Source organism: Rhodococcus sp. 15-2388-1-1a (assembly GCF_002259145.1).
Taxonomy (GTDB): Bacteria; Actinomycetota; Actinomycetes; order Mycobacteriales; family Mycobacteriaceae; genus Rhodococcoides.
In genome coordinates, this window is sequence record NZ_NPFP01000032.1 from 197,096 (window position 1) to 217,359 (window position 20,264).

A 20,264-nucleotide genomic window follows, 5' to 3' on the forward strand; every position below is an offset into this window, starting at 1 on the left:
GACAGACTCCTGCGGCCACTCATGCGACGGCCCCGTTTCCGATGACGATCATGGTCGATCCCTTTCTCCAAGGCAGTAGATCTCGGTGATTCGCCGGTGCATCTGACCCGGCATGACCGATAAGTCGGATCGGAAAGGAGCAAACACACACCGGTCGTGCGTGATCTACGTCACGTACGACTGACTTGGGTAGCGAGCTACGCCCGAGTGACAAGTCGATTTATCCACCCGATCAATTCGGGGTAGGCAGCGACGTTCGTGGCCGGATGATCGAACGCGGGCACCAGATCGGTTCCGAAGTCGAACTCTCGGACGGTGATGTCCGTGACGCCTGCGGCGCGCCAACGGTCCGCCAGGAGCCGGCTCTGCTCGATCTCGACGGACGCGTCGTGAACGCCGTGCACGATCATCACGGGTGCGACGGGCGCGGTGAATCCGATGGTGTTCTCCTCCGCCAGCGGACCCAGCACGGGCCCGACCATGAGTGTTCTCAGGGAAGAGCCGTCGGCAGTCAGATCCTCGGATCGCAACGGTCCGTAGGTGAGAGCGTCGACCGTGCAGAAATCCTGTGCCGCATCGAGAGCTGCCCGTCCGCGATCGTTGAACAGTGCCCGAATCTGTTCGGCCCGGTCGGGGTGCGCACCGATCAGGCCGCCGATCGTGTACAGCATCGTCGCGGCGGAATCGGAGCCGTCTTGGTCGTCGACACGCAGCACCGGATCGGTCGGTGCGGCACCGACGAAAGCGCCGACCACGGAAACATCGGGCGCGTAGGTGGAAGCGAGCTCTGCAGCAGCGGCCGACGCGACGCCGCCCGCCGAGTACCCGTAGAGCACGACGGGCGCGTCGGTCTCCCGTGCCGCAGCCCGTGCCGAGTCCAGCACGGCACGGGCACTGGCGATCCGACCCAGAAACTCGTATTCGCCAGGGGTTCCCAGCCCTTGATAGTCCGTCGTGACCACCTGATACCCCTGCGCCAGTAATGGCAGCAGTGCCGGCATCGTGGTTGCCAGTCCCAGCTTCGACGAGCCCGAGCAACGATCGGCAACCCCGTAACTGCCTGGCGCATAAGCGATCACGGGCCGGGGACCGGAACCGGACCACGCACGCGTCGGCGTGACCAGCAGCCCCGACACCGCCACTGCACGATCGCGGGGATCGGCCGATCGGTACAGAATGCGCTCGGTGTGCGATCCCAGAACGTCGAGCTGCGGCACGGGTTCTCGGCGCAGGATGGACCCGGGAGCGTATGACTCCAGGCCGACGACGGGCGCTCCGTAGAAATCGGTACCGCCGGGAGCCGCCGAGGCGGGTGCGGCCGAGAGAGCGAGGCACCCGACAAGAACGGACAGGGCGAAGGTGACGAACGGCAGTCTCATCTCGCGAGCCAGTATGCGGTCCGAAGTGCGGATCCGCATTCTGTGTCCGTGGATTGCGACACCCACGTCACGGTCGGAAAACACCACAAAAAATGCCCTTGCCAGTGTTTCCACTGGCAAGGGCATCTGTTGTGCGCCATCAGGGATTCGAACCCCGGACCCGCTGATTAAGGGAAGCAGCAGCTGTGACCAGCATCGGGGCGATTCGTCGTTTCGAGCTGCCCGAGAAGATCGCATCGTGATGACACACCGACACTTCGTGAGTGGCACCAGCGTCCCAGAATCCAATTCGTGTGACCTCACAGCTGAACCTAACGGTGAGGTATAGACATGGTGACGAATCAGTCATACCGGACAGTCAGTTTCATGCGTCCTGCTCCGATGTCGGGCATGAACATGCTGACAGTGAAACCAGTTTGGGCAGAAGCAATTTCGTCGTGGGACGAGTGGCTGCGTGCCGCCGGTAAATCGGCCGAAACGCGCTACACCCGGACATATCACCTGCGACGGCTGGCCCATGACCACCCCGACGTGCACCCATGGCAGATGACGGATGGTCACGTCGTGACGTGGATGGCGAACCACGAGTGGAAGGCCGAGACTCGCCGCAGCTATCGATCGAGCCTGCGTGTGTTCTTCCGCTGGGCGCAGGCCCGCGGGCACATCACCGTCGATCCTTCCCACGAGCTGCCACCGGTACCCATCCCCAGGGCTCGACCCCGGCCGGCACCGAACGACATCGTCGAGGACGCCCTCGACACCGTCGACCCCCGAGTGAAACTGATGCTGCTCGTCTTGGTGTTCACCGGCATCCGGCGCGGTGAGTGCAGTCGACTGCACACCAACCAGATCGAACGCGACCTCTACGGGTGGCAGCTGCGTGTCATCGGTAAGGGTGGGCACGAGCGAATCATCCCCATCGACGACGCCCTCGCGGCAACCCTGCGCTTACTCCCGCCGGGGTGGTTCTTCCCCGGTCAGATCAACGGACACCTGAGCGCCAGCTACGTCGGCAAGCTCGTCTCCCGCGCCATGGCCGACGGGTGGACCGCACACAATCTCCGACACCGGTACGCCAGCCTGGCCTACTCCGTCGAGCGCGACATTCGCGCCACCCAGGAGTTACTCGGCCACGCCTCGGTAACCACCACGCAGATCTACACGTTCGTTCCCGAAGAGTCGCTACGTCGTGCCGCAGCCGGAGCCAACCTCGGCCTCGCTCGTCACGCAGCCTGATACAGGAGAACCCCATGTCACGCTTCCCCACTGCGGCCTCGATCGCAGGAACCACCATGATCGCGCTCGGCGCGTTCTGGCTCAGCTTCACCGCGCTACGCGACCTCGCCGAACGGTCCGGAGTGCCGACACAGCAGGCGTGGGTGTGGCCGCTGATCGTCGACGGCCTGGTCCTCGTCGCGACGGTCGCAGTCGTCGCCCTCGACGAACATCGCTGGTACGCCTGGACTCTGCTGGGGATCGGCGCGAGCCTGTCACTGGCCGGCAACTCACTGCACGCGACGTACACCGGGGAGTTGCCCGTCGCGGTCCGAATCCTTGTCGCGGCGGTGCCTCCGTTGTCGCTGCTCGCGGTCACCCATCTGACGTACCTGCTGGCGCACCGGCCCTCCCGGGCCGCGTTGGCTCCGGTGGTCGGATTGGAACCGCGGGTGCCTTCCTTTCGCCACGACGCCGCAGCGTGAGGTGTATCGAATGAATGACGTGTCGGGCGTGTCGGTAACACCCTCTGGTAGAACCACGACTCAACAGGAGTCGACAGGGGAACACCATGGGCATCATCCGCAAGACCATGAGCGTCGGAACGCTCGGCGTCGTCAGCTACCGCAACGATGCGGAGCGGACCAGCAAATACACGAAGCAGACCCGCAACGCGGCCCGCGCACAGGTAGTGCAGCAGGGCGTGTCATTGGAGTTGCAGCGTCAGCAGCTGCAGGCGCTCAATCATGCGAACGTACGCGAGGAGACCCGGCCCGTGACGACACCACCGGGCTGGTACGGCGACCCGGGGAATCCTGGGTTCGTGCGGTGGTTCGACGGCACCCAGTGGACTCAGCATGTTCAGCCGTCGGTGCCGCCGACGCCACCGCAGTATTGACGAAACGAGGACGGCCATGAGGCGCGGCGGTTACCTGGATCGGCACCCGGCCGTCGCGGTCCTGTGCGGCCTGTTCGCCCTCGGCCTGGTGATCGAGCATTGGGCGGTGGCGATCCTCGCCGCGATGACATTCTGCGCCGTGAAGGCCGGTCAGCATTACCTGCGGCACCGCGACGAGCAGCGTCGACTCGATACGGCGGTCGCGGCGCGCGCCGACTGGGAACACCAGCAGTACCTCGCCGGGAACTCGATCGGCTGGTACGGCCAATACCCGCCAGCACGCTAGGCCAGTTCCTCTTCGTCTTCCGTCACGTAGAAAACGTTGGTGCGCTTGCCGCCGCCGCCGATTTCCATTTCGGTGACCGACGCCTTCTCGATCGGCAACGCGTGCGGGCTGCTCGCGAGGTCGCGGTGGCCGATGAGTTCCCTGGCGCGGGAGATCGCCGTGTCCTTGTTGGAGTGCAGTTCCGCCAGCGAAAAGGAATCATAGAACCCGCACGACTTCGTCTCAACCAGATAGACCTTCACACTGCTCCCCTACCGGAGTCGACTGTTCATGCGTTCCGCCAGAAGTATTCGAGGCGGTTGGTGTCGAGGCCGGCGTAGCCGCGTCGTTCCCTCGGGAGTGGTTTGACGGTGACGTGGTCGAGGAGGACGGCGACAGTGTCACGTCTGCGGCGTGTCGACGCGTCCTCCCACCATTCGATGACCTTCCCCGAGGCAATGTCGGGGATGTCGGTGAGTGTGTCGGTGTCCTCTTTCGCGCGGTGCACTTTCGCGGTGCGGTCCTTGATCTCGGCTGTCGCCGAGTGGAGTGTGTCGCGTGTGATGAGGCCTCGGGCGTAATCGGTACCGAGGTCCTTCAGTCGAGTGTTGAGGGCTGCGATCTCGCGGTCTGTGTTCGCGACAGCTGCGTCGTTGATCGATCGGGCGAGCGCGTTGCGGGTCGCCGGATCGGTCAGTCGTGCGAGGACGCGTTCGGTGACGTCGTCCTCGAGGTACTGGGCGACGATGGTGATGCCGCCGCATCCGGACTGGGACATGCAGGCGTAGATGTCGCGGCCCTTCCCGCCGGCCGCGGGGAACATGCGGGATCCGCATTTGCCGCAGCGGACGAGCCCACCGGACAACAGGTGGGAGCGCGCTTCCTTCGCAGCGAAACGCTGCCGGTCGGGATCGGTGATGATCTTGACGACGGCGTTGTACTTGTCCTCGTCGAGGATGGCGGGAATGTCGGCGGCGACGAGGGTGTCGCCTTTGAGTTTCTTGCCGATGATTCGGGGGTTGGTGAGGGCCCGCTTGATGGTGATCGGCTCCCAGCCCTTGCCGTTGGCGGTGGTGATGCCTTCGTCGGTGAGTTTCTTGATGAAGGGTCGTAGGCTTCCGCCGTCGGCGACGTGGTCGGCGACGCGGCGGAGCACGGCGGCTTCGGTGTCGTTGACTGTGCCGTCGTCGTTCCAGCCGTACGCTCTCATGTCGCGCCTTTCACTGTCACCTGATTGTGTGTCACCCTATCCACTCTAGACCATGCGAGGCGCAGATGCCTAGTGCGCGTCGGCCGAACCACATCCGAGCAGTCACGACACAGCGGGAACAGGTCCTCCGTCGCTGCGTGACCGCAGATCTGGCACACCCAGCCCGTCACGAGCTGAACCGAGCTTGGTAGCCCATCCACCGCAGCGGGATGGTGTGACACTTGCCGGTTCGGTTCTTCGCGACGATCAGATCGACATACCCGGTGGGCAGGTTCTCCTCGATCTGGTGGTGCAGCAGGATCACGATGTCGGCGTCCTGCTCGATCGCCCCCGACTCCCGTAGGTCCGACAGTGCCGGTTTCTTCTCCCCCGCTGCCGGGTTGCGGTTGAGCTGGCACGCGATGATGATCGCGACGTCGAGTTCCCGGGCGAGGACCTTCAAGCTGCGGGAGATGTGTGCGACTTGCCGTTCGCGGGCCTGCTTCGAGTCTGTCTCCCGGAGGAGCTGCAGGTAGTCGACGAACACGACATCGAGTCCTCCGTTGCGTTTGAGTGCGCGGCAGCGGGACGCGATGTAGTCGACGGTGACGTCGGACTTGTCGATGAGGAACAGTGGCATGTCCCGGTGCGCGGCGACGTACGCGTCCAGTCGGGCCCGGTTGAACGTGTCGAGGGTGCGTTTGGTGATCTGCGCGTACTCGACTTCGGCGGCTGCGGCGTAGACGCGGGATGCGACTTCGATGTTGCCCATCTCGACGGAGAAGATCGCGGCCCGGTGCCCGTTCTCGGCGGCGCGGACAGCGAGGTTCACACCTGCGATCGACTTCCCGTCACCGGGCCTGGCCCCGAACACGTACGTCCGGCCGGCATGCAGTCCTCCGGCGAGGGTTTCGTCGAGTTCGGCCCACGGTGTCTCGAAGGTGCGGACCTCGGCGTCCGGGGAGTCGAGCCAGTGCAGCCACGTGTCAGTAACGGTGTCGAGGGTTTCGACGTCGTGGTGGACGGTGCCGCCGTCGAGGGTCGACAGCTGCTGGTACGCGAACTCGAACGCTTCGCCGTACGACTGGGCGGAGGTGGTGACCTCGGCGATGCGCTTGCAGACCTGGATGAGTCGGCGGGACTGCGCCATCTCGGCGACGGCGTGTGCGGCTGCGGACACCGCGGCGGGGCGGACGGGTTCGCCGGCGAGCTGCTCGATCCGAACCCGGACGGCGGGGGTGTCACGTTCGGCGAGGAGGGTGCGCTTGCTGATCGACTTCCCCCGCGACAGCAGGTTCCGCGCTGACTCCCAGATCTGCCCGATATGCGAGTCGACGAAGTCCGTCGGCGACAGTTTCGCGAGCAGCTCCGGGACGAGGTCGCGGGCCGTGAACGCGAGGAGGGCCGCGCCGAGGATCCGCTCGTCGGACGGTGCCTCGAGGAGGTCTTCGCTGTAGTCGAGGAATGCTCCGGTGCTCATGCCGAGATCCCTTCTCGGCGTGCGACGGCGGCGGTGATGGCGGGGACGTTCGCGACGATCCACTCGCGGCGCTGCGCGAGGAGCCAGCTGGCGACAGCGTCCCGGTCGGGGAGTTCGGCGGGGATGTCGGGCTGCGGGTACGTGAGCCCGGAGCGGTCCTCGACGGTGCGGTAGTCGCCACGCTGCCAGCAGTCCCGCAACCACGCATCGATGCTCGATGCGGTCTTCGGGGCGAGGTCGTCGGAGTCCCAGTGGCCCTTGTTCAGCCAGGTCGCGGGGTACGGGTAGAACTGCTTGTCACGTTTCTCAGCGGCCAGGGCGGTCGCGGCGGCGAGGAGTTTCTCGGGGCCGACGTTGCGGACAGCTCGGGTGTACGCCTTGCGTGCGTCCGGTCTCGCGACCTTGCGGGGATATTTCTCGTACCAGGTGTCGAAGAGCGCATCGATCTGTTTCGTGGAAAGACTCTTCGGAGCAGGCGAGATGTCAGGTTGATCGATCAGCGCGAGCTCGTCTCGCGAGGGATTGTTTTCTTCAAGATGGTCTTCTGGAGGAATAGTCTTCTTAGGGGTCCGCTCAGTCGATGACGGGTCAACCGTTGTCGGAAAACCTGACGACGGTGATTCGTCATCCGTCGTCGGATAACCGGGTGACGGTGGCTCGGGGATGTCGACCGGGTCACGCAGGACGTAGTCCATGGCGGCGAACTTGCCGTTCTCTCGCTTCTCCAGGCGCTCGAGGTAGCCGAGTTCTTCGAGTTCCGCGATGGCCGATCGGATGGCGGTCAGGCCCTCGGGTCCGGACTCTGCGAGGGACTTGACGCTGATGCGCCAGCCCTGTCGGTGGCTCATCAGTTCGGCGAGGAGGCCGCGTGCGCGGCGGCTCAGTCGCTCGTCTCGGAGCCAGCGGTTCGGGACGATGGTGAAGTTGTCGGCGGCGGGGATTCGTGTCCTGATGATGCTCACGAGAGCACCGCCTGGGCGACTTTGTCGGATGGGTTCACTACAATCACTGTCATCTCCTGTTCGACCTTGATGCCCCGGAGCGGTGAACTCCGGGGCATCGCTTTGTTCTAGGTTCGGTGCAGCCAATCCAGTTCTGGTGCACGTGCTTTGGTGAGCTTTGCTTCGACGTCGATCGACTCGGCCCAGATGTCCTGCAGCTGATCGACGGTGTCGTCGGTGTAGTGGCCGGCGTCGAGCAGCCGTGCCGCTTCGTTGATGAGGGCGGTGTCCTGTCGCATCAGATCGTTGATGCGGTCGGACGCCGCTGGAATGTCGGTCCATTCCGGTAAGTGCTCGACGGTCATGCAGTCCTCATCAGATCAGAGTAACCCGGTGACACATGCTAACTGTTCCCTAGTTACTCGTGGCGTGTTCAAGTAGCTTCGGGTTCCACGAGCGACACCGACGGGTAGTAGGACGCTTCACCCATCGGTATCGGCGTCCCAGCTGCCTCGAGGAGAGCTTTCGCTTTCTTCTGGTCCATCCGTCTACCGTTCGACCGTTGCCCGATCTTGTAGACGCCGTGGACTCCGGTCACCCCTTCGAGGAGCGCCGACGCGAACTTCTTGTCTTTCTTCGCTGCGGCTTCCCGCTGCCCCGCGTCGTAGTGGAGCTGCGCGGCGTCGGCGACCGCTTCGTCACCGCCTTCGGTGATGAGGGTGGCGACCCCTTCGGGAAAGCAACGGGTCCGCCATGCGCAGTCCGTGCACACCCAGTCGTGGCCCGGTCCCCTTCCCCCTCGCGGTAGCAGGTCGGGGTCGTCGGCCTGCTTCACGTCACGGATCCATTGACGCGCCTCAGCGGTCACGTCCGGGTCCGGCCGCGAGCACCACACCTCCGTGTCCCCCAACGCCCGATCGAGGTACACGAGGCCGATCATCACGACATTCGCGCCGGCCTGGCGACGCGCCTCCGCATACAGGTTCGTCTGCCACGTGTGACCGCGCGGTGGACCGTAGGCGCGGACCTTCGACATCTTCGACTGCGTGCACGTCTTCAGGTCCACGATCACCTCCCGGTCCCCCGACACGTTCCGCATCAGATCGGTGTGGCCCTTCACGCCGTCGACGAGGACCGTCACCTCCACCTCCCCGCCGAACAGGGCAGCGATCAGCGGCAGCACCTTCTCGTGAATCCACGTCCCCAACAGGGCAGGCCTCGACGGCGACACAGGATCGGTCTTCGGGGTGTTTGTCATCCGGTACCCGGCGCGGCGTTCGCACTGCCCGATCTCCGAGACGCCGATCTCGGCCTGCGTCGACCGTTCGTGGTCGGCGTCGGCGAGATCCCAGATCCCGTTCACTGCATCTTCCAGCTCACCGGCCAGCGCGGTGAGGTCGATCTCCGTTTCGATGTCGGTCATGACAACTCCGTTTCGAGGATGCGTCGCTCCGGAGAGTCGACGGGGAGGACCAGGAGACGATCCCGATCGGTGTCTCGTAGCGCCAGCCACAGGAACACGAACCCGACCGTCGCGAACCCGCACACGACACACATCAGCGCGGTCACCGTGCTGTCCTGTCGGTGACGCTGTTCAGGACTTCCGCGAGCGCTTCGTCGATGGCACCGGTGATGTCGTCCAGTTCGGCTGCCGGTGGGTGGAAGACCCTGATCTCGCACGTGATCTGCGGGACCGTGCGGTTCGGTGACTGACCGCCGTCGTATGGCAGGCGGACGATGGCGTAGTGAGATTTCCGGTGTCCCATCACGCCACCTCGAATAGCTCGAGCTGCTCGGCGGGAGCGCTGAGATCGATCGCCTCGTGCACGATCCGAGCGAGCTCGGCCAGATCTCGCGTGTCGACGGGGTATGTGCGCCACGCCGTCATTGCCCGCTCGCGTAGCTCGGCTGGCAGGCTCGTCGCCCACTGGCGTAGACGGGTGTAAGTCATCTCCACGCGCAGGTGTGGTTTGTGAAAACGCAGGATGCCGGGTGAACCGTCAGGCAGTCGCTCGACGATGTCGTACTGACACCACTCGCCTTCGAGGCCGGTCTTGGTCAACCGGTAATCGAAGCCCTTACCGCCGCCTCCACCTTGCGACTGCCGAAGGCTGTCGATGCCATGCTTCGGGGTCGCGATGACCTGGCCGATGCTGCCGTTCAGACGATGGAGCAGCCTGCGCTCGTCCTCGGTGAGCGTGATCATCGAACCAAACCCCCACCGGAACCAGCGGCACGGGCTCGCTGATGGTCAGCTCGCGTGACACCACACTCGATGCACTTTGCGGGGTCACCGTGAAAGATGTGGCTGCCATCGGAATCGCGTTGCTCAGCGGTCGATGGTTTTGCGACGCCGGCATCATCGAGGACAGCCGGGTCGACTTCCTGCCATTCGGGGACATCGCGGTAGGCGATGAAGATATTCACGGTCGGGTCGTCGCGCTTCCACTCATCGCGGACCCCTTCCGCCCACGCAAGCTTCCGGTAGTCGACTCCGACCGTGACAACCTTGCCGTCGGGGTTCCGGTAAGCGGCCGAGTATCGCCGCGTGATCTCTCCTGAGGGCCCGTTGGCGAGGAGAGCGGCGATCACTGACGCCTGATGCTCGTCGAACTCCGGACGCCAGGACTCGCCAATCTTCGTGCGGGTCGTTTCCCAGCCGCACAGACACAACCCGAAGGACACCGCGTAGTGCTGCCCGAGTGCAGCCGCAATGCGGTCCTCCACCGTGCTCACTTCAGGCCCACGATCAGCTGCGTGAGTTTCTGCGCGTACGTGATGTTCGAGTCGGCCATGTTCTCGCGGTAGTAGCAGGTGTGCCGACCGTCGCGGGTGTAGCCGAGGGACCACTGGTGCGCGCCGACCCAGTCGATAGTGCGGTCCCAGAACCGCAACCGGCCAGTGAGGGCCTTGCGCTTCAGGTCGTCCATCCACCGGGCCGGGTCTTTGATGGACCAGAACTCGATGCCCTGCGCGAGGACGCCGAGGCCGTTTCCGAACGGCAACTCCGAGATGGGGTCGCCCCACGCGGACAGTTGCCAGACCTGGAAGTTGCCAGCGATGTAGCGACCACCCATGATTCCCTGACCGCCACGGTTCTGGCCGATGATCTGTGCGGTGTGCCGGGACGGGTCGGAGATCAACCCGACCGCCGAGATGGACAGGCCCAGGTGCATACCGCGCCCGATCTCGGCGGCGACGTTCCCAGCGACCTGCGCGCCACCCGAATACCCGAGGATGATCGCACCGGGGAACCGGCGGATCAGCTCGAACAACCCGGCCTGCGCGTTCGCGACACTGACACCGAACGCGTCACCATCCCACCGCGGCACACCACCGAACTCCGCCGACCACACCAACTCGATGACGTTGAATCTCTTGCGGTCGAGGTCCTTCGTGACCGCCCGGAGCAGGTTCTGCTCGTATGGTTCACCGATCCCTCGACACAGAATGACGGTTCTCATAACAAGCCCCTTGCTGCTCGCTCGAATTGCTCTCCGGCCCAGGTGAATGCGACGACGCCAGCGGTGCACACTCCGGCACCCGCGAACGCAGCGACCAGGGCCAGGTCTCGTAGACGGTTCACTGCAGCGCCCCTCGCGTCAGGTGGTTCCTACCCTCGGCCTTGTCGACGATCAGGCAGGACAGCTGGTCGGCGTTGGCGGTGAGCATGTTGTCGACCATCGCGGCCTTCGTCGTGTAACCCTCGGTCGAAGCGGCGACGGTGAACGAGTTTCCGGCCTGCCGACGCCACCGGTACTCACCGCCCTCGTCGATGTACAGGGTGATGCGGTGCGGCTTCCTCGGGGTGGTCTCGGGAGGCATCAGGCACCAGCCTTCGCGGCCGACACGCTCTTGCGTGCGTCGAGGATCCACTTGCGCAGCGGCACATTCTCGTAGTCGTATCCGAGCCATTCGCCTTCGGACTCGCGGCCCAGCTTCCACAGGCGCTGCAGCTCGGCGTCGTCCTTCTGCTCTTTCGCGATGACGACCTGGTCGATGAACTCCTGCAGGTTCTGGGGGTCGTCGAGCTGCGACTGATCCGCCGTGTCGGATGCGGGTTCAGGTTCTCCGGTGCCTTCGGCGGCTGGTTCCGGTTCGGGTTCCGATTCCTGTTTCTCCTCGGCCGCAGGATCGGGGACTACCTCGGCGTCGACAGGCTCACTCTCCGCCTGCTTATCCTCGGCAGCCGGTTCAGCAACCGGCGCCGATTCCGGTGCCACATCCGCCACGACCGGTTCGGCAGGTTTCTCGATCCGGCCACCCGACGCCTGCGCCTGACGCTCGTCCTCGAGCTCCTCCGCCGACTGACCGAACCCCGCCAGGACATCAGCGAAGTACAGCTTCGCGCCCTTCGTCGTCGCGCGCGCCACCATCATCGCGGCCGGGTTCTTGTCGTAGTTACCACCCGGCTTGATCAGCCCGGCTGTCCTCGCGTCCTGAATCTGGTAGTCGACGTAGCGTGCGGCCTGCCATTCCTTCCGCTTCACCTTGATCTTCGCGTGCACAGCGTCGTCCTCGACGAGCTCGAAATCGTGGCCGGCGCGGATGATCAGCGCCCGCATCATGAACGCGGACAGGCCGGTCTTGCCGTTGATGTGGTTCAGCTCCTGGAACGCCACCCACAGGGGGATGTCGAGGGCGTTCGATGCCATCTGTGCGGCGAGGATGTTGCCGGGTTTCCCGACGTACTGCGTGGGGAGCATGCCAGCGGTCGACAGTTCTTTCGCAAGGTCGAGACGGTCCTTCCACGTCTCGGGGATGTCTGATCGCCCGATCGTGGTGAGCGCGTTGGATGGAGCCATGGGGAGGTCCTTTCACGAGGGATACCTACATGGGGAACAGTAACACTGTCACCCTACCTACACGAGTGTAGCCGCCATACCCGACACGAAACTCTCGCGACCACGGGGCTGACGGCTACACTCGGAGTTGCCTTTCACGAGGCCGAGGCCTTCGCGTTTCTGACGGACGCGGGGGCCTCACCTATGTGTCAGGGGACTATCACGCGGTGAATGAGTCGGGACCTGTCCGCGTGGCCTCGAGTACTGGCGTGTTCGATCCCGCGACAGCAGTACCCAACAGTGCAGCGACGACCGCGAGGACACCGGCGAGCTTCACGTCAGCGACGATCCCGTACGCACCGAGCAGCCCCGATGCCGCGACCACCACTGTGTAGAACACCTGCCGCACGGTCGATGTCGCGTACAGCAGGGCGAAGATCAGAGTGACGACGTTGACGATCAACGCAGTCCACAGCGGCGCATTCGACGCATCGAACACACCCCACAACACCAGCGCACCGACAGCAGCGGTCGAGACGTCGTAGAAACGCTGACGCGCCGACGCGGGGATTCCGGAACGGATCGGATCGAGAACAGACATGGAGTGCCTTTCGGATAGGTTTCTTCGAGCTACGCGCCGACAGGTACGGTCACGTCTCCCTCGCGAGCGAGGAGAGTCTTGAAGTCAGCGAACGAGATACGGGCACGGCCACCGCTCCCCCAGCCCGCCGACCACGAATTGAGAATCGTCACGTACTCGCCGTGCAGGTTCGCGCCGAGCACCAAATACTCATGCCCACCGATCAGTTCACCGTCCGGGCGGATGAAGAAATCGGCGCCGGTTTCCTCCATGCCGGTGAACCAGTCCGTCCCGACGATCACCGGCCCCCGCTGGATCGCCGACAGGAACTGCTCGAACCCGAACGCATGCCGATACGACGCCAGATAACCCTGCGCGACACCGGCCTTGCACACAGCCAGCCCCGAGCTCCCCGTGTCGATCGGCGGATAGGCACCGGGAATGTCATCGAGGACCGTCGCCATCTCGTACAGCGACAGGGCATTCGACTCCGACAGATACGCGCCGGCCGCACCACGCGACTTCGCGAACGCCTGCGTGTTCAGCAACTGCGCCAACGCGAACCCCGTGCACGCACCCAGGTCCTTCTGGTCGAGGACAGGGGCGTTGTGTCGCCACAGGACGGTCCGCAAAACCGGCGCCGGTTTCACCGCGAAACGGCGCGACCGATCATCGTGCTCGACGACCCGGCCGAGACCACCGCTCACTTGTCCTCCACCGGGGTGTCGGCACCGTCAGCGTTGAGCAGTCCGACGGTCTGCTTCGGGTTCCAGAAGATCCGGCCATGCTCGAAGTCTTGATACGCGCCACCGTCGAACACGACCTCGTTCGACGTCGGCCACCCGAACGGTCCCGTCTCGAACCCCGATCGCTTCCACCGCTCCCCGATCAGCCCGGTGACGACGAAACCGGGCTGCCCATTGCGGCGATACAGGACACCCTTCTCGTATGCCTGCACGTCGCCATCGGGCAGCACAGTGTGAAACGCGATCGGATACCCGAGAACACCGGTCTCCCACCCCAGCTCGCTGTACGTCTCGAACAGATGCTTCGGCACCGGACGCGCACCGGTCTCCGCCGTCCAGTAGATGTAGCCGTTCTCGTACTGCGCGTACCGGCCGCGCCCGTCCGGGGTGGTGAGCTCGAGCTGCTGGGTGATCTTCGCTCCCAGCCATGGCGACGCCTCGTACTGCACTGCGATCGCATTCGGTGCCGGAGCCGGTGGAGGCACGACGACCCCTTTCACGTTCCGCTCGATCGCCGCGATGAATCGGTCCCACGGAAAGTTCGGGCCGACATCGGTATGACTACCGATACCCAGCCCTTTCGTGATCCCGTAATGGTCAGTCCCGCCAGCGAGACCGCGACGGATCTCATCCCAGCTGAGTGTGCGGAGGTTCGCGAAACCGTACTTGCGGGCGTCCTGGACGAACAGGAACGCCGCGTAATCGATCGCGGCACCGAACCTGTCCAGCCACACATCCCGCGACTGCGCTGCCCGGGATCCACCGAAGCACAGATTGATCGAGTACGAGTTCGCGTCGAGCACCGACCAGGACGCACGATCGGTGTCGACGACATCGACACACAGCTCGTTGTCGATGCTGTAGTGATACGAGACCTGCGAGCTGGCCTGCTGCAGATAGTTCGCGAGCGACTGGGCGGACCCGTTGCCCTCCTGCGTGTGTAGCACCCACAGGCGAGGCTTCGATCCCCACCGCTGAGAATGGTTCGGACTGCGCCCGATCTGATTGATCTCTTTCATCTTCGACGCTCCTGAAGGTGCAGTAGGCGCAGCAGGCGGTACGACCGGAACCGATGACTCCCCCGGATAAGCGGACCCTGCCAGCAGCGGCAATGGATTGAGCACGTCACGTTCGTTGCGCTTGTCCACGTACGAGTAGCGATGCCACTCGAAATGCAGATGCGGGTCCACGCCACCGTTCCCGGGACCCTTCACCGGATTGATGCGGGCGATTCGTTGGCCGGCCTCGATACGCTGCCCGACCTTCACCTCTGGGATCACATGCCCGTACACGGTGCACCCCGCACCGTCCGCAGTCGGATGATCGACAACGACCCAGGCACCGAACCCCGAAGCGGAACCGGAATACTGCACAGTCCCGCCCTGCGATGCGAACACCGGCAGACCACCAGAGCCGCCATCACGCCCGAAATCGACGCCCCAATGGACAGCCTTACGCCAGTCCTGCCAACCGAACGTGTCGGTCACCTTGTGCCCACGAGCGAGCGGCCAGTAGCGGGTCAACCTCGGTCACCTCGGGACATGTCAGCGAGATGCCCGGCCCGAGGCCAGCAGCAGATACCAGCAAGAATAGACCTGGTCAGCTACACATCAACGGACGTTCCCTCATCAGGAACCGCGTCGACCACGTTGTACCCAGCCAACGCCAACGCCTTCTCGTGATCAGCCCACCCCACCAACGACCCCGGCAATCGGTTCATCAAGTGCGCAGAACCATCCTCACGCGCACCGACAATCACCGTCTCGTCGTGCTGAGTGCCAGGCATATCAACGGCGAACACAACCACGAGATCATGCCCGTCGAGTGGCTCCGACAGTCGGTAGTGGTGCGCGACACCGGCATAGCCGCCGATGTCGGTTCCGATTCGTGTGGCTGTGGGCATCAGATGAACCTTTCGATGATGTAGATACGGCCGGCGCTTCCGCGACCGCCTGCTGAGAACGACCCACCGAACGCTGTGCCGCCACGGATCGAACCGCCGCCGCCACCACCTGACGGGAATGCACCTACGCCGCCCGGGCTCAGCGCAGAGCCGCCCGCGCCGCCTGCACCGCCACCGCCGCCGGTTGTCACGGCAGAACTTGGCGGTGTTCCGTTTTGGCCAGGTGATGTGCCGCCTGGTGAGATTCCGCCTTGCCCGCCTCTACCGTGTCCAGTCGGTCCTGCGGTGCTGTCTGCCGAGCCGCCGCCTCCACCGCCTCCACCGCCGGCCAAGCTGTACTCAGAGGTTGAGTCGCCACCCGGAGCACCGGCGGCAGGAGCCGGGGATTGGGTGCCGCCCCTACCTCCATCGCCGCCACGCGGTGCCCCAGACCCACCCGCACCACCGGGAGCGCCGGTGTTAGTACCCGCGCCGCCGCCACCGCTGCCACCGCCTGCGGTGAGGTATGTGGCGATTGCTGAGTTGCCGCCGCCAGCGCCCACCGCCTGACTTGTTGCCCCACCAGCTCCGCCAGCGCCGACATAGATGGGCACGGGGTTGAACGTCTCGCCGGTCTTTGGAAGAAACGATGCCGGAATGTTTGTGACGACAGCTCCGCCACCGCCACCGCCGCCGGCACCGACGTTGTTGTATGAGCCGCTATTTCCTGCTCCGCCGCCAGCGCCGCCACCGAGGATCACGACGTCCACTGACACGAGCTTGGGCGATGGGTACCAGGTGTTGTTGCTGTCGAACACGATCGCGTTGCCCTGCAGCGTGAGTTGGTCGAACGCTTCAACGAGTGCGGTGATCTGTTGCGTGTGGTCATTCATCGTCGCGTACTGCTCAGCGGTGTAATTCTGCACAGAGGGCGATAGAAAATTGCTGAACAAACCGCCAGTAATAGCTCGAGCAATCATGCTCAAGAGGCCACCAACGAGATTTCCCCGCGCAAACTCAGCAGCGGCCAACAAATCCGCATTCGACAACCCGGCCGCGATGTCCGGGTCGTAATCTTGCATCGCAGAAATCTCCGCAAAAGTCAGAGACTTCTGCGGAATACCGCCGTCGGGCGAAGTCACTCGAGCCCCTCAGCGTCCTTCATCTGCTGGCGAACACCAGCGTCGGCACCGTCGATCAGTTGCTGCCGGATCTCTTCGGACTTGAGCGCGGCGCGCATCGCGGCGATCTTTCTCTTCGTCCACCCCTGTGGATCAGGCACCACGACGGGCCGCTCGGGGTCTGCTTCCTTCGCCGCCTTACGCCCCTTGACGGGCGGCTCCCACGTGCCGACGTTCTTCTGCCCACCGACCGCAATCGCAGAAGACGGCGGCACATAGATATAGCGAGGCTCCGTCGGCGGCGAGCAACCCAGGTTGTCAAAAATATGTATGGCGCACAGCTGCTTCAGCTCGGCCGGCATGTCGAAGTTCACCCCCGCCTCGGACGGGATCGCATTGAACACATCGATATACGGGTGGGCATGCCGACGGGCGATGACGATGTTCGTCTGCGGATCCCGAAGGATGCCGTCTTTCTCGACGGTGCGCTGTCTGGGTGGCACGAATCCTCCATGTCGGTACGCAGGGCTACAGTTCAACTGTATCCCTGTTCACTATGAACAGGAGATGCCCCGCAGGTGCGCAAACACCCCGGGGCCCGACCGACTACTGAGGAGTCGATATGTCGAACGGTACCTGCTCCATCGCCGAATGCACGACGCCCGCCAAGACGCGGGGCTGGTGCGAGATGCACTACACCCGGTGGCGTAGACACGGTGACACCGCCGCCACCCTTCGCTCCAGGGAAGACACCGTGGCGGCGGTCCTGACGCATCACATGAAGGGTGACGCACCCGAAACCGGCTGCTGGCTGTGGCCGCACACGATCGCCGACACCGGATACGGAACCTTCGTCCACGCGGGCACACGCTATGGCGCGCACCGCGTTTCACACGAGGCATTCAACGGACCCATCCCAGACGGCATGTGCGTCCGCCACACATGCGACGTGCGGGCCTGCATCAACCCGGCGCACCTGATTGTCGGAACCCAAGCCGAGAACATCGGCGACATGGTCGAGCGGGACCGCCAGTGCACTGGAATGCGCAACGGCCAGGCGAAACTCACCGACGCACAGATCGCAGACATCAGGCGGCGGTACGCACTCGGCGGCATCACCCAGTACCAACTCGCGGACGAGTACTCCGTCCGACAGCCTGCAATCTCCCGAATAGTACGAGGCTTGCGCTGGAAAAAGCAGCCCATGTCCGCTTAACCGCAGGTCAGCTCGACACCCCCACGGCCTGCAGCACACCCCGGATCTGCTCCGCCTGACGCGCCAGGATCGCGCTGGGCGCGTCGATGGGCTTGTCGTCGCCGACCGCCACAGTCCAGTCCGCGTCGGTGCCGCGGTCCCACGTGCACTTGCGGGACGCGACCCGTTCCGTATGCAGCTTGTTCCGTCGGCCGTACTCGAACGCGACCCGGTCGCCGAGGTCGAAGTGCCGGCCAACCCAGTACGGTGCACCGTTGCGGACGGTGAACTTGTACGTCTGCATCGGGCGGGAACGCCACATGCCGACACGGATCGCCTGCAGCGCCGATAGGGAGAATCCGGTGCCGCCGGATGACTCGAACACTTCGCCGAGTGGTGGCCCTCGGAGCCCCATTTTCGCTTGCCTGAACGGGTTTCCGGCGCGGTGGAACGCGAGGACGACATCTTCGACGACACTGTCGAACAGGCCGAGGGTCAGTCCGGGGTTGCCGAACATCGCCCCGATGTAACCCAGGATTCCATTCACCAAGAGCTTGAGGCCAGTATTCACCCAGTCCGGGCTGTGTCCCCCAGTCACCACAATGGAGGCGTTCGCCTTCAGTCGGTGACGCTCCCACGACTGGATGCCCGACGCCCCCGTCTGGTGCGACTTCCGGAACGCGACCCACGGTTCCTTGATGGTGCCGAGGAACCCCGTCAGGTCGTACTCGGGCTGATTCACGTTGTACGAGAACAGGGTCGAGACTTCGTTGATGAGGTCGTCGGCGACGGTCTTCGAGAAGTGCAGCAGCCCGTCGAGGAGGGTGCCGGACGGGCCGCAGTAGCCGGACTGGTCGATGACGTCGACGGTCAGCGTCGACTGCGTCAGGGTGAAGTGGCCAGGTGCGGGCTGCGGATCGCCGGGGAACCAACGCTTCAGCACGATCCGCAGTTGCGCGTCGGACAGGGTCGGTGCGACGACGTCGTGGAACATGCCCATGCGCGTCGACAGGACCGTCCACATCGACGTGTCCGTGAGAACGTTGCCCGGCAGGACGACGATCGGCCAGTTCGACGGGATCAAATTCGACAGCCACGAGCCCGGGTCGAACAAGTTCTCCGGCAGCGCCCACAAAGGCGCGAAACGTCGCAGCAGGTTCAGGAACAGGAGCGTTTTCACGCCGGTCACCGCGGGCCCGGCGTAGGCGTACAGTTTCGGGAACTGGAACTCGGCCGGGAAGAACGGGTTGCAGTAGCACACAACACGTTTCATGTGTTCGTACTCGGAAATGAACTTCAGAATGAAGAACTCTTGACCGTCTTCGGTGCCCTGCTCGACGATGTCCTGCACGATGCCGGTCCACTGCACCCCGGACACGATGATGCGGACGTGGACGTCCTCGTCGTCGTCGAGCTCGTCGTCGATCCAGTCGGCGAGCTTGTGGGAGCCGAACATCTTGATCTCGGCACTGCCGGTGTCGTTGAGGATTTCCTCGGCGCTGCCGGAGATCTCACCGACGACGTGCTGGCGGGTGTCCCACGTCCAGTTTCCGTCGAAGATGTCGCACTGCGCGGGCTTGCGCATCTGCTCGTGGAACTGCTTCTCCATCGCCTCGATCTCGGCGCGGACCTGATCGCAGTTGAGCATCGTCGGAGTCGTCATCAGGCTTCCCCGCCCCAGCAGCGCTGCCACCGTTGCGGCGTGTACATGGTGATCTCGGTGTTCGCGGTGCCGCCCTGGATGCGGAGTGGGGCCATGAACGGCGTCGTCAGCGACTCGGGGATCGGGTCGTCGTCGAATGCTCGGGCGTTGAGCTTCGCCCACTGCAGCGAGTTGTCACGCGTCAGCAACGTCGGCACCAGCGGGTCGGTACGCACGAGGAACTCGCGGCCGGCGGACAGGGTCGGCATCTGCACGATGCGGCCGGTGTTTCGGTCCGGCAGCCACACTGTCGTCGGTGCCTCGAGCTGATTCGACGCGAACAGTGGGTACGTCGGTTGGTCGCCGAAGTTCTGGATCGGGACCATCGCCTCGTAGACACCGCCGCCGATGCTGGTCATCTCCGACCGCTTCACGGTGTACCGCAGTTCCTGCGACTGCCAGTCCGGGTCGCAGGCGAGGGCGATGATCTTCCACGCCGCGAACCGGTTCAGCCCCGGCCCTTTCCGGAGCATGTCGTCGGGTGCACGTTCCTTGCGGACCAGGATTTCCCGCGGTTCCGAGCGGTGCGAATACAGGCGCAGGACGCAGTCCTTCTTGAACGACCAGAACTTCCACAGTCGGTTCTCGACGTCCTCCCACTGCGCCGGCGTCGCGGCCTGTGTACCGAGGGTGAACTCGAGGATCCGTTCCTTCTCCCGAGGAATGTCCGACGGTCGAGATCCCTTGCGGTACGCGGACTCCTGCCGGATCACCGTCGCGTCGGCGTGATAGAAGCCCTTGTACCCTTCGGCGAGGGTGACGCCCTGCCCCTCGAACTGGGGCGCGTAGATGTCGAGGGTGTCTACGTCACGCCCCAGGTTGTCGCGCCGAATCAGCTGCATCGGCCTCGCGAGGCCCTCGGTCTCGTCGCAATATGCGGACGTCAT

Annotated in this window: 27 protein-coding genes; 5 read left to right on the forward strand and 22 right to left on the reverse strand. The window is 64.3% G+C overall.

Translation table 11 applies throughout. The features are described from left to right. Positions 1-197: 197 nt before the first annotated feature. Positions 198-1,418: a lipase family protein gene (locus CH302_RS19160; protein ID WP_052047871.1), complete on the reverse strand. Its 1,221-nt coding sequence runs from the start codon at positions 1,416-1,418 to the stop codon at positions 198-200. Positions 1,419-1,784: 366 nt separating this feature from the next. Between CH302_RS19160 and CH302_RS19165 the strand changes: the two genes are divergently transcribed. From CH302_RS19165 to CH302_RS19180, 4 genes are all read left to right on the forward strand, one after another. Next, positions 1,785-2,615 (forward strand): tyrosine-type recombinase/integrase, encoded by an 831-nt coding sequence (locus CH302_RS19165; RefSeq protein ID WP_217903123.1) that lies wholly within the window; start codon positions 1,785-1,787, stop codon positions 2,613-2,615. Between the two features lie 14 nt (positions 2,616-2,629). After that, positions 2,630-3,079: a DUF2637 domain-containing protein gene (locus CH302_RS19170; protein WP_052047872.1), complete on the forward strand. Its 450-nt coding sequence runs from the start codon at positions 2,630-2,632 to the stop codon at positions 3,077-3,079. 86 nt (positions 3,080-3,165) lie between these two features. Then, positions 3,166-3,492 carry a DUF2510 domain-containing protein gene (locus CH302_RS30180; protein ID WP_037193234.1) on the forward strand — a complete coding sequence of 109 codons (327 nt, stop codon included), beginning with the start codon at positions 3,166-3,168 and terminating at the stop codon, positions 3,490-3,492. 16 nt (positions 3,493-3,508) lie between these two features. Next, entirely contained in the window at positions 3,509-3,778 is a 270-nt protein-coding gene (locus CH302_RS19180; protein WP_037193238.1) for a hypothetical protein, read from the forward strand. Here CH302_RS19180 and CH302_RS19185 read toward each other — a convergent pair. The 19 genes from CH302_RS19185 to CH302_RS19270 form a co-directional block, all read right to left on the reverse strand. Beyond that, positions 3,775-4,020, reverse strand: coding sequence for a hypothetical protein (locus CH302_RS19185; RefSeq protein ID WP_037193239.1), 246 nt, complete (start codon positions 4,018-4,020; stop codon positions 3,775-3,777). The two genes, CH302_RS19180 and CH302_RS19185, sit on opposite strands and share 4 nt — an antisense overlap. Positions 4,021-4,046: 26 nt before the next feature. Beyond that, the gene (locus CH302_RS19190; RefSeq protein ID WP_037193240.1) at positions 4,047-4,967 is read right to left on the reverse strand and encodes a recombinase family protein; all 921 of its coding nucleotides are present in this window, start codon (positions 4,965-4,967) and stop codon (positions 4,047-4,049) included. Positions 4,968-5,133: 166 nt separating this feature from the next. After that, positions 5,134-6,426: a replicative DNA helicase gene (locus CH302_RS19195; RefSeq protein WP_037193241.1), complete on the reverse strand. Its 1,293-nt coding sequence runs from the start codon at positions 6,424-6,426 to the stop codon at positions 5,134-5,136. After that, positions 6,423-7,388: a helix-turn-helix domain-containing protein gene (locus tag CH302_RS19200; protein ID WP_052047873.1), complete on the reverse strand. Its 966-nt coding sequence runs from the start codon at positions 7,386-7,388 to the stop codon at positions 6,423-6,425. Before CH302_RS19200 ends, CH302_RS19195 begins: the two co-directional genes overlap by 4 nt. A gap of 107 nt (positions 7,389-7,495) precedes the next feature. Next, entirely contained in the window at positions 7,496-7,732 is a 237-nt protein-coding gene (locus tag CH302_RS30185) for a hypothetical protein (protein ID WP_037193242.1), read from the reverse strand. Positions 7,733-7,800: 68 nt separating this feature from the next. Further along, complete coding sequence (locus CH302_RS19210) at positions 7,801-8,790, reverse strand: PD-(D/E)XK nuclease family protein (RefSeq protein ID WP_037193244.1); 990 nt, start codon at positions 8,788-8,790, stop codon at positions 7,801-7,803. Continuing rightward, positions 8,787-8,936 carry a hypothetical protein gene (locus CH302_RS30190; RefSeq protein ID WP_155292940.1) on the reverse strand — a complete coding sequence of 50 codons (150 nt, stop codon included), beginning with the start codon at positions 8,934-8,936 and terminating at the stop codon, positions 8,787-8,789. Before CH302_RS30190 ends, CH302_RS19210 begins: the two co-directional genes overlap by 4 nt. Further along, entirely contained in the window at positions 8,933-9,133 is a 201-nt protein-coding gene (locus CH302_RS19215) for a hypothetical protein (RefSeq protein ID WP_037193246.1), read from the reverse strand. The genes CH302_RS30190 and CH302_RS19215 overlap by 4 nt, the downstream gene beginning before the upstream one ends. Further along, positions 9,133-9,573 (reverse strand): hypothetical protein, encoded by a 441-nt coding sequence (locus tag CH302_RS19220; RefSeq protein WP_037193254.1) that lies wholly within the window; start codon positions 9,571-9,573, stop codon positions 9,133-9,135. The genes CH302_RS19215 and CH302_RS19220 overlap by 1 nt, the downstream gene beginning before the upstream one ends. Next, a complete protein-coding gene (locus CH302_RS19225; protein WP_037193257.1) occupies positions 9,570-10,103 on the reverse strand; it encodes a hypothetical protein in 534 nt (177 codons plus the stop codon). The genes CH302_RS19220 and CH302_RS19225 overlap by 4 nt, the downstream gene beginning before the upstream one ends. After that, a complete protein-coding gene (locus tag CH302_RS19230) occupies positions 10,100-10,831 on the reverse strand; it encodes a hypothetical protein (RefSeq protein ID WP_052047874.1) in 732 nt (243 codons plus the stop codon). The genes CH302_RS19225 and CH302_RS19230 overlap by 4 nt, the downstream gene beginning before the upstream one ends. A gap of 118 nt (positions 10,832-10,949) precedes the next feature. Next, positions 10,950-11,192 (reverse strand): DUF1508 domain-containing protein, encoded by a 243-nt coding sequence (locus CH302_RS19235; RefSeq protein ID WP_037193259.1) that lies wholly within the window; start codon positions 11,190-11,192, stop codon positions 10,950-10,952. Further along, positions 11,192-12,172: a hypothetical protein gene (locus tag CH302_RS19240; protein WP_037193260.1), complete on the reverse strand. Its 981-nt coding sequence runs from the start codon at positions 12,170-12,172 to the stop codon at positions 11,192-11,194. The genes CH302_RS19235 and CH302_RS19240 overlap by 1 nt, the downstream gene beginning before the upstream one ends. Positions 12,173-12,371: 199 nt before the next feature. Next, complete coding sequence (locus tag CH302_RS19245) at positions 12,372-12,752, reverse strand: phage holin (protein ID WP_037193262.1); 381 nt, start codon at positions 12,750-12,752, stop codon at positions 12,372-12,374. A gap of 29 nt (positions 12,753-12,781) precedes the next feature. Next, complete coding sequence (locus tag CH302_RS19250; protein WP_052047875.1) at positions 12,782-13,438, reverse strand: hypothetical protein; 657 nt, start codon at positions 13,436-13,438, stop codon at positions 12,782-12,784. Beyond that, positions 13,435-15,000, reverse strand: a complete 1,566-nt coding sequence (locus tag CH302_RS19255) for a peptidoglycan DD-metalloendopeptidase family protein (protein WP_082323746.1) — start codon at positions 14,998-15,000, stop codon at positions 13,435-13,437. Before CH302_RS19255 ends, CH302_RS19250 begins: the two co-directional genes overlap by 4 nt. Before the next feature lie 80 nt (positions 15,001-15,080). Next, complete coding sequence (locus CH302_RS19260; protein WP_037193263.1) at positions 15,081-15,380, reverse strand: DUF7572 family protein; 300 nt, start codon at positions 15,378-15,380, stop codon at positions 15,081-15,083. Continuing rightward, positions 15,380-16,501, reverse strand: coding sequence for a glycine-rich domain-containing protein (locus CH302_RS30195; protein WP_155292941.1), 1,122 nt, complete (start codon positions 16,499-16,501; stop codon positions 15,380-15,382). Before CH302_RS30195 ends, CH302_RS19260 begins: the two co-directional genes overlap by 1 nt. Beyond that, entirely contained in the window at positions 16,498-16,983 is a 486-nt protein-coding gene (locus tag CH302_RS19270) for a hypothetical protein (protein ID WP_037193264.1), read from the reverse strand. The genes CH302_RS30195 and CH302_RS19270 overlap by 4 nt, the downstream gene beginning before the upstream one ends. Before the next feature lie 119 nt (positions 16,984-17,102). Here CH302_RS19270 and CH302_RS19275 point away from each other — a divergent pair, with 119 nt between their 5' ends. After that, entirely contained in the window at positions 17,103-17,696 is a 594-nt protein-coding gene (locus CH302_RS19275) for an HNH endonuclease (RefSeq protein WP_052047877.1), read from the forward strand. Positions 17,697-17,703: 7 nt separating this feature from the next. Here the strand turns inward: CH302_RS19275 and CH302_RS19280 are convergent, their stop codons facing one another. Beyond that, positions 17,704-19,338: a Gp37-like protein gene (locus CH302_RS19280; protein WP_141216684.1), complete on the reverse strand. Its 1,635-nt coding sequence runs from the start codon at positions 19,336-19,338 to the stop codon at positions 17,704-17,706. Further along, positions 19,338-20,264 carry a hypothetical protein gene (locus CH302_RS19285; RefSeq protein ID WP_037193266.1) on the reverse strand — a complete coding sequence of 309 codons (927 nt, stop codon included), beginning with the start codon at positions 20,262-20,264 and terminating at the stop codon, positions 19,338-19,340. Before CH302_RS19285 ends, CH302_RS19280 begins: the two co-directional genes overlap by 1 nt.

What these genes read in the sequence shown, in the direction of transcription:
- CH302_RS30185 (WP_037193242.1), bottom strand. Translation starts at nt 7,732, where the DNA reads ATGACCGTCGAGCACTTACCGGAATGGACCGACATTCCAGCGGCGTCC.
- CH302_RS19240 (WP_037193260.1), bottom strand. Translation starts at nt 12,172, where the DNA reads ATGGCTCCATCCAACGCGCTCACCACGATCGGGCGATCAGACATCCCC.
- CH302_RS19215 (WP_037193246.1), bottom strand. Translation starts at nt 9,133, where the DNA reads ATGGGACACCGGAAATCTCACTACGCCATCGTCCGCCTGCCATACGAC.
- CH302_RS19260 (WP_037193263.1), bottom strand. Translation starts at nt 15,380, where the DNA reads ATGCCCACAGCCACACGAATCGGAACCGACATCGGCGGCTATGCCGGT.
- CH302_RS30180 (WP_037193234.1), top strand. Translation starts at nt 3,166, where the DNA reads ATGGGCATCATCCGCAAGACCATGAGCGTCGGAACGCTCGGCGTCGTC.
- CH302_RS19180 (WP_037193238.1), top strand. Translation starts at nt 3,509, where the DNA reads ATGAGGCGCGGCGGTTACCTGGATCGGCACCCGGCCGTCGCGGTCCTG.
- CH302_RS19230 (WP_052047874.1), bottom strand. Translation starts at nt 10,831, where the DNA reads ATGAGAACCGTCATTCTGTGTCGAGGGATCGGTGAACCATACGAGCAG.
- CH302_RS19245 (WP_037193262.1), bottom strand. Translation starts at nt 12,752, where the DNA reads ATGTCTGTTCTCGATCCGATCCGTTCCGGAATCCCCGCGTCGGCGCGT.
- CH302_RS19220 (WP_037193254.1), bottom strand. Translation starts at nt 9,573, where the DNA reads ATGATCACGCTCACCGAGGACGAGCGCAGGCTGCTCCATCGTCTGAAC.
- CH302_RS19280 (WP_141216684.1), bottom strand. Translation starts at nt 19,338, where the DNA reads ATGACGACTCCGACGATGCTCAACTGCGATCAGGTCCGCGCCGAGATC.
- CH302_RS19210 (WP_037193244.1), bottom strand. Translation starts at nt 8,790, where the DNA reads ATGACCGACATCGAAACGGAGATCGACCTCACCGCGCTGGCCGGTGAG.
- CH302_RS19170 (WP_052047872.1), top strand. Translation starts at nt 2,630, where the DNA reads ATGTCACGCTTCCCCACTGCGGCCTCGATCGCAGGAACCACCATGATC.
- CH302_RS19285 (WP_037193266.1), bottom strand. Translation starts at nt 20,264, where the DNA reads ATGACGTCCGCATATTGCGACGAGACCGAGGGCCTCGCGAGGCCGATG.
- CH302_RS19160 (WP_052047871.1), bottom strand. Translation starts at nt 1,418, where the DNA reads ATGCGGATCCGCACTTCGGACCGCATACTGGCTCGCGAGATGAGACTG.
- CH302_RS19235 (WP_037193259.1), bottom strand. Translation starts at nt 11,192, where the DNA reads ATGCCTCCCGAGACCACCCCGAGGAAGCCGCACCGCATCACCCTGTAC.
- CH302_RS19275 (WP_052047877.1), top strand. Translation starts at nt 17,103, where the DNA reads ATGTCGAACGGTACCTGCTCCATCGCCGAATGCACGACGCCCGCCAAG.
- CH302_RS19190 (WP_037193240.1), bottom strand. Translation starts at nt 4,967, where the DNA reads ATGAGAGCGTACGGCTGGAACGACGACGGCACAGTCAACGACACCGAA.
- CH302_RS19195 (WP_037193241.1), bottom strand. Translation starts at nt 6,426, where the DNA reads ATGAGCACCGGAGCATTCCTCGACTACAGCGAAGACCTCCTCGAGGCA.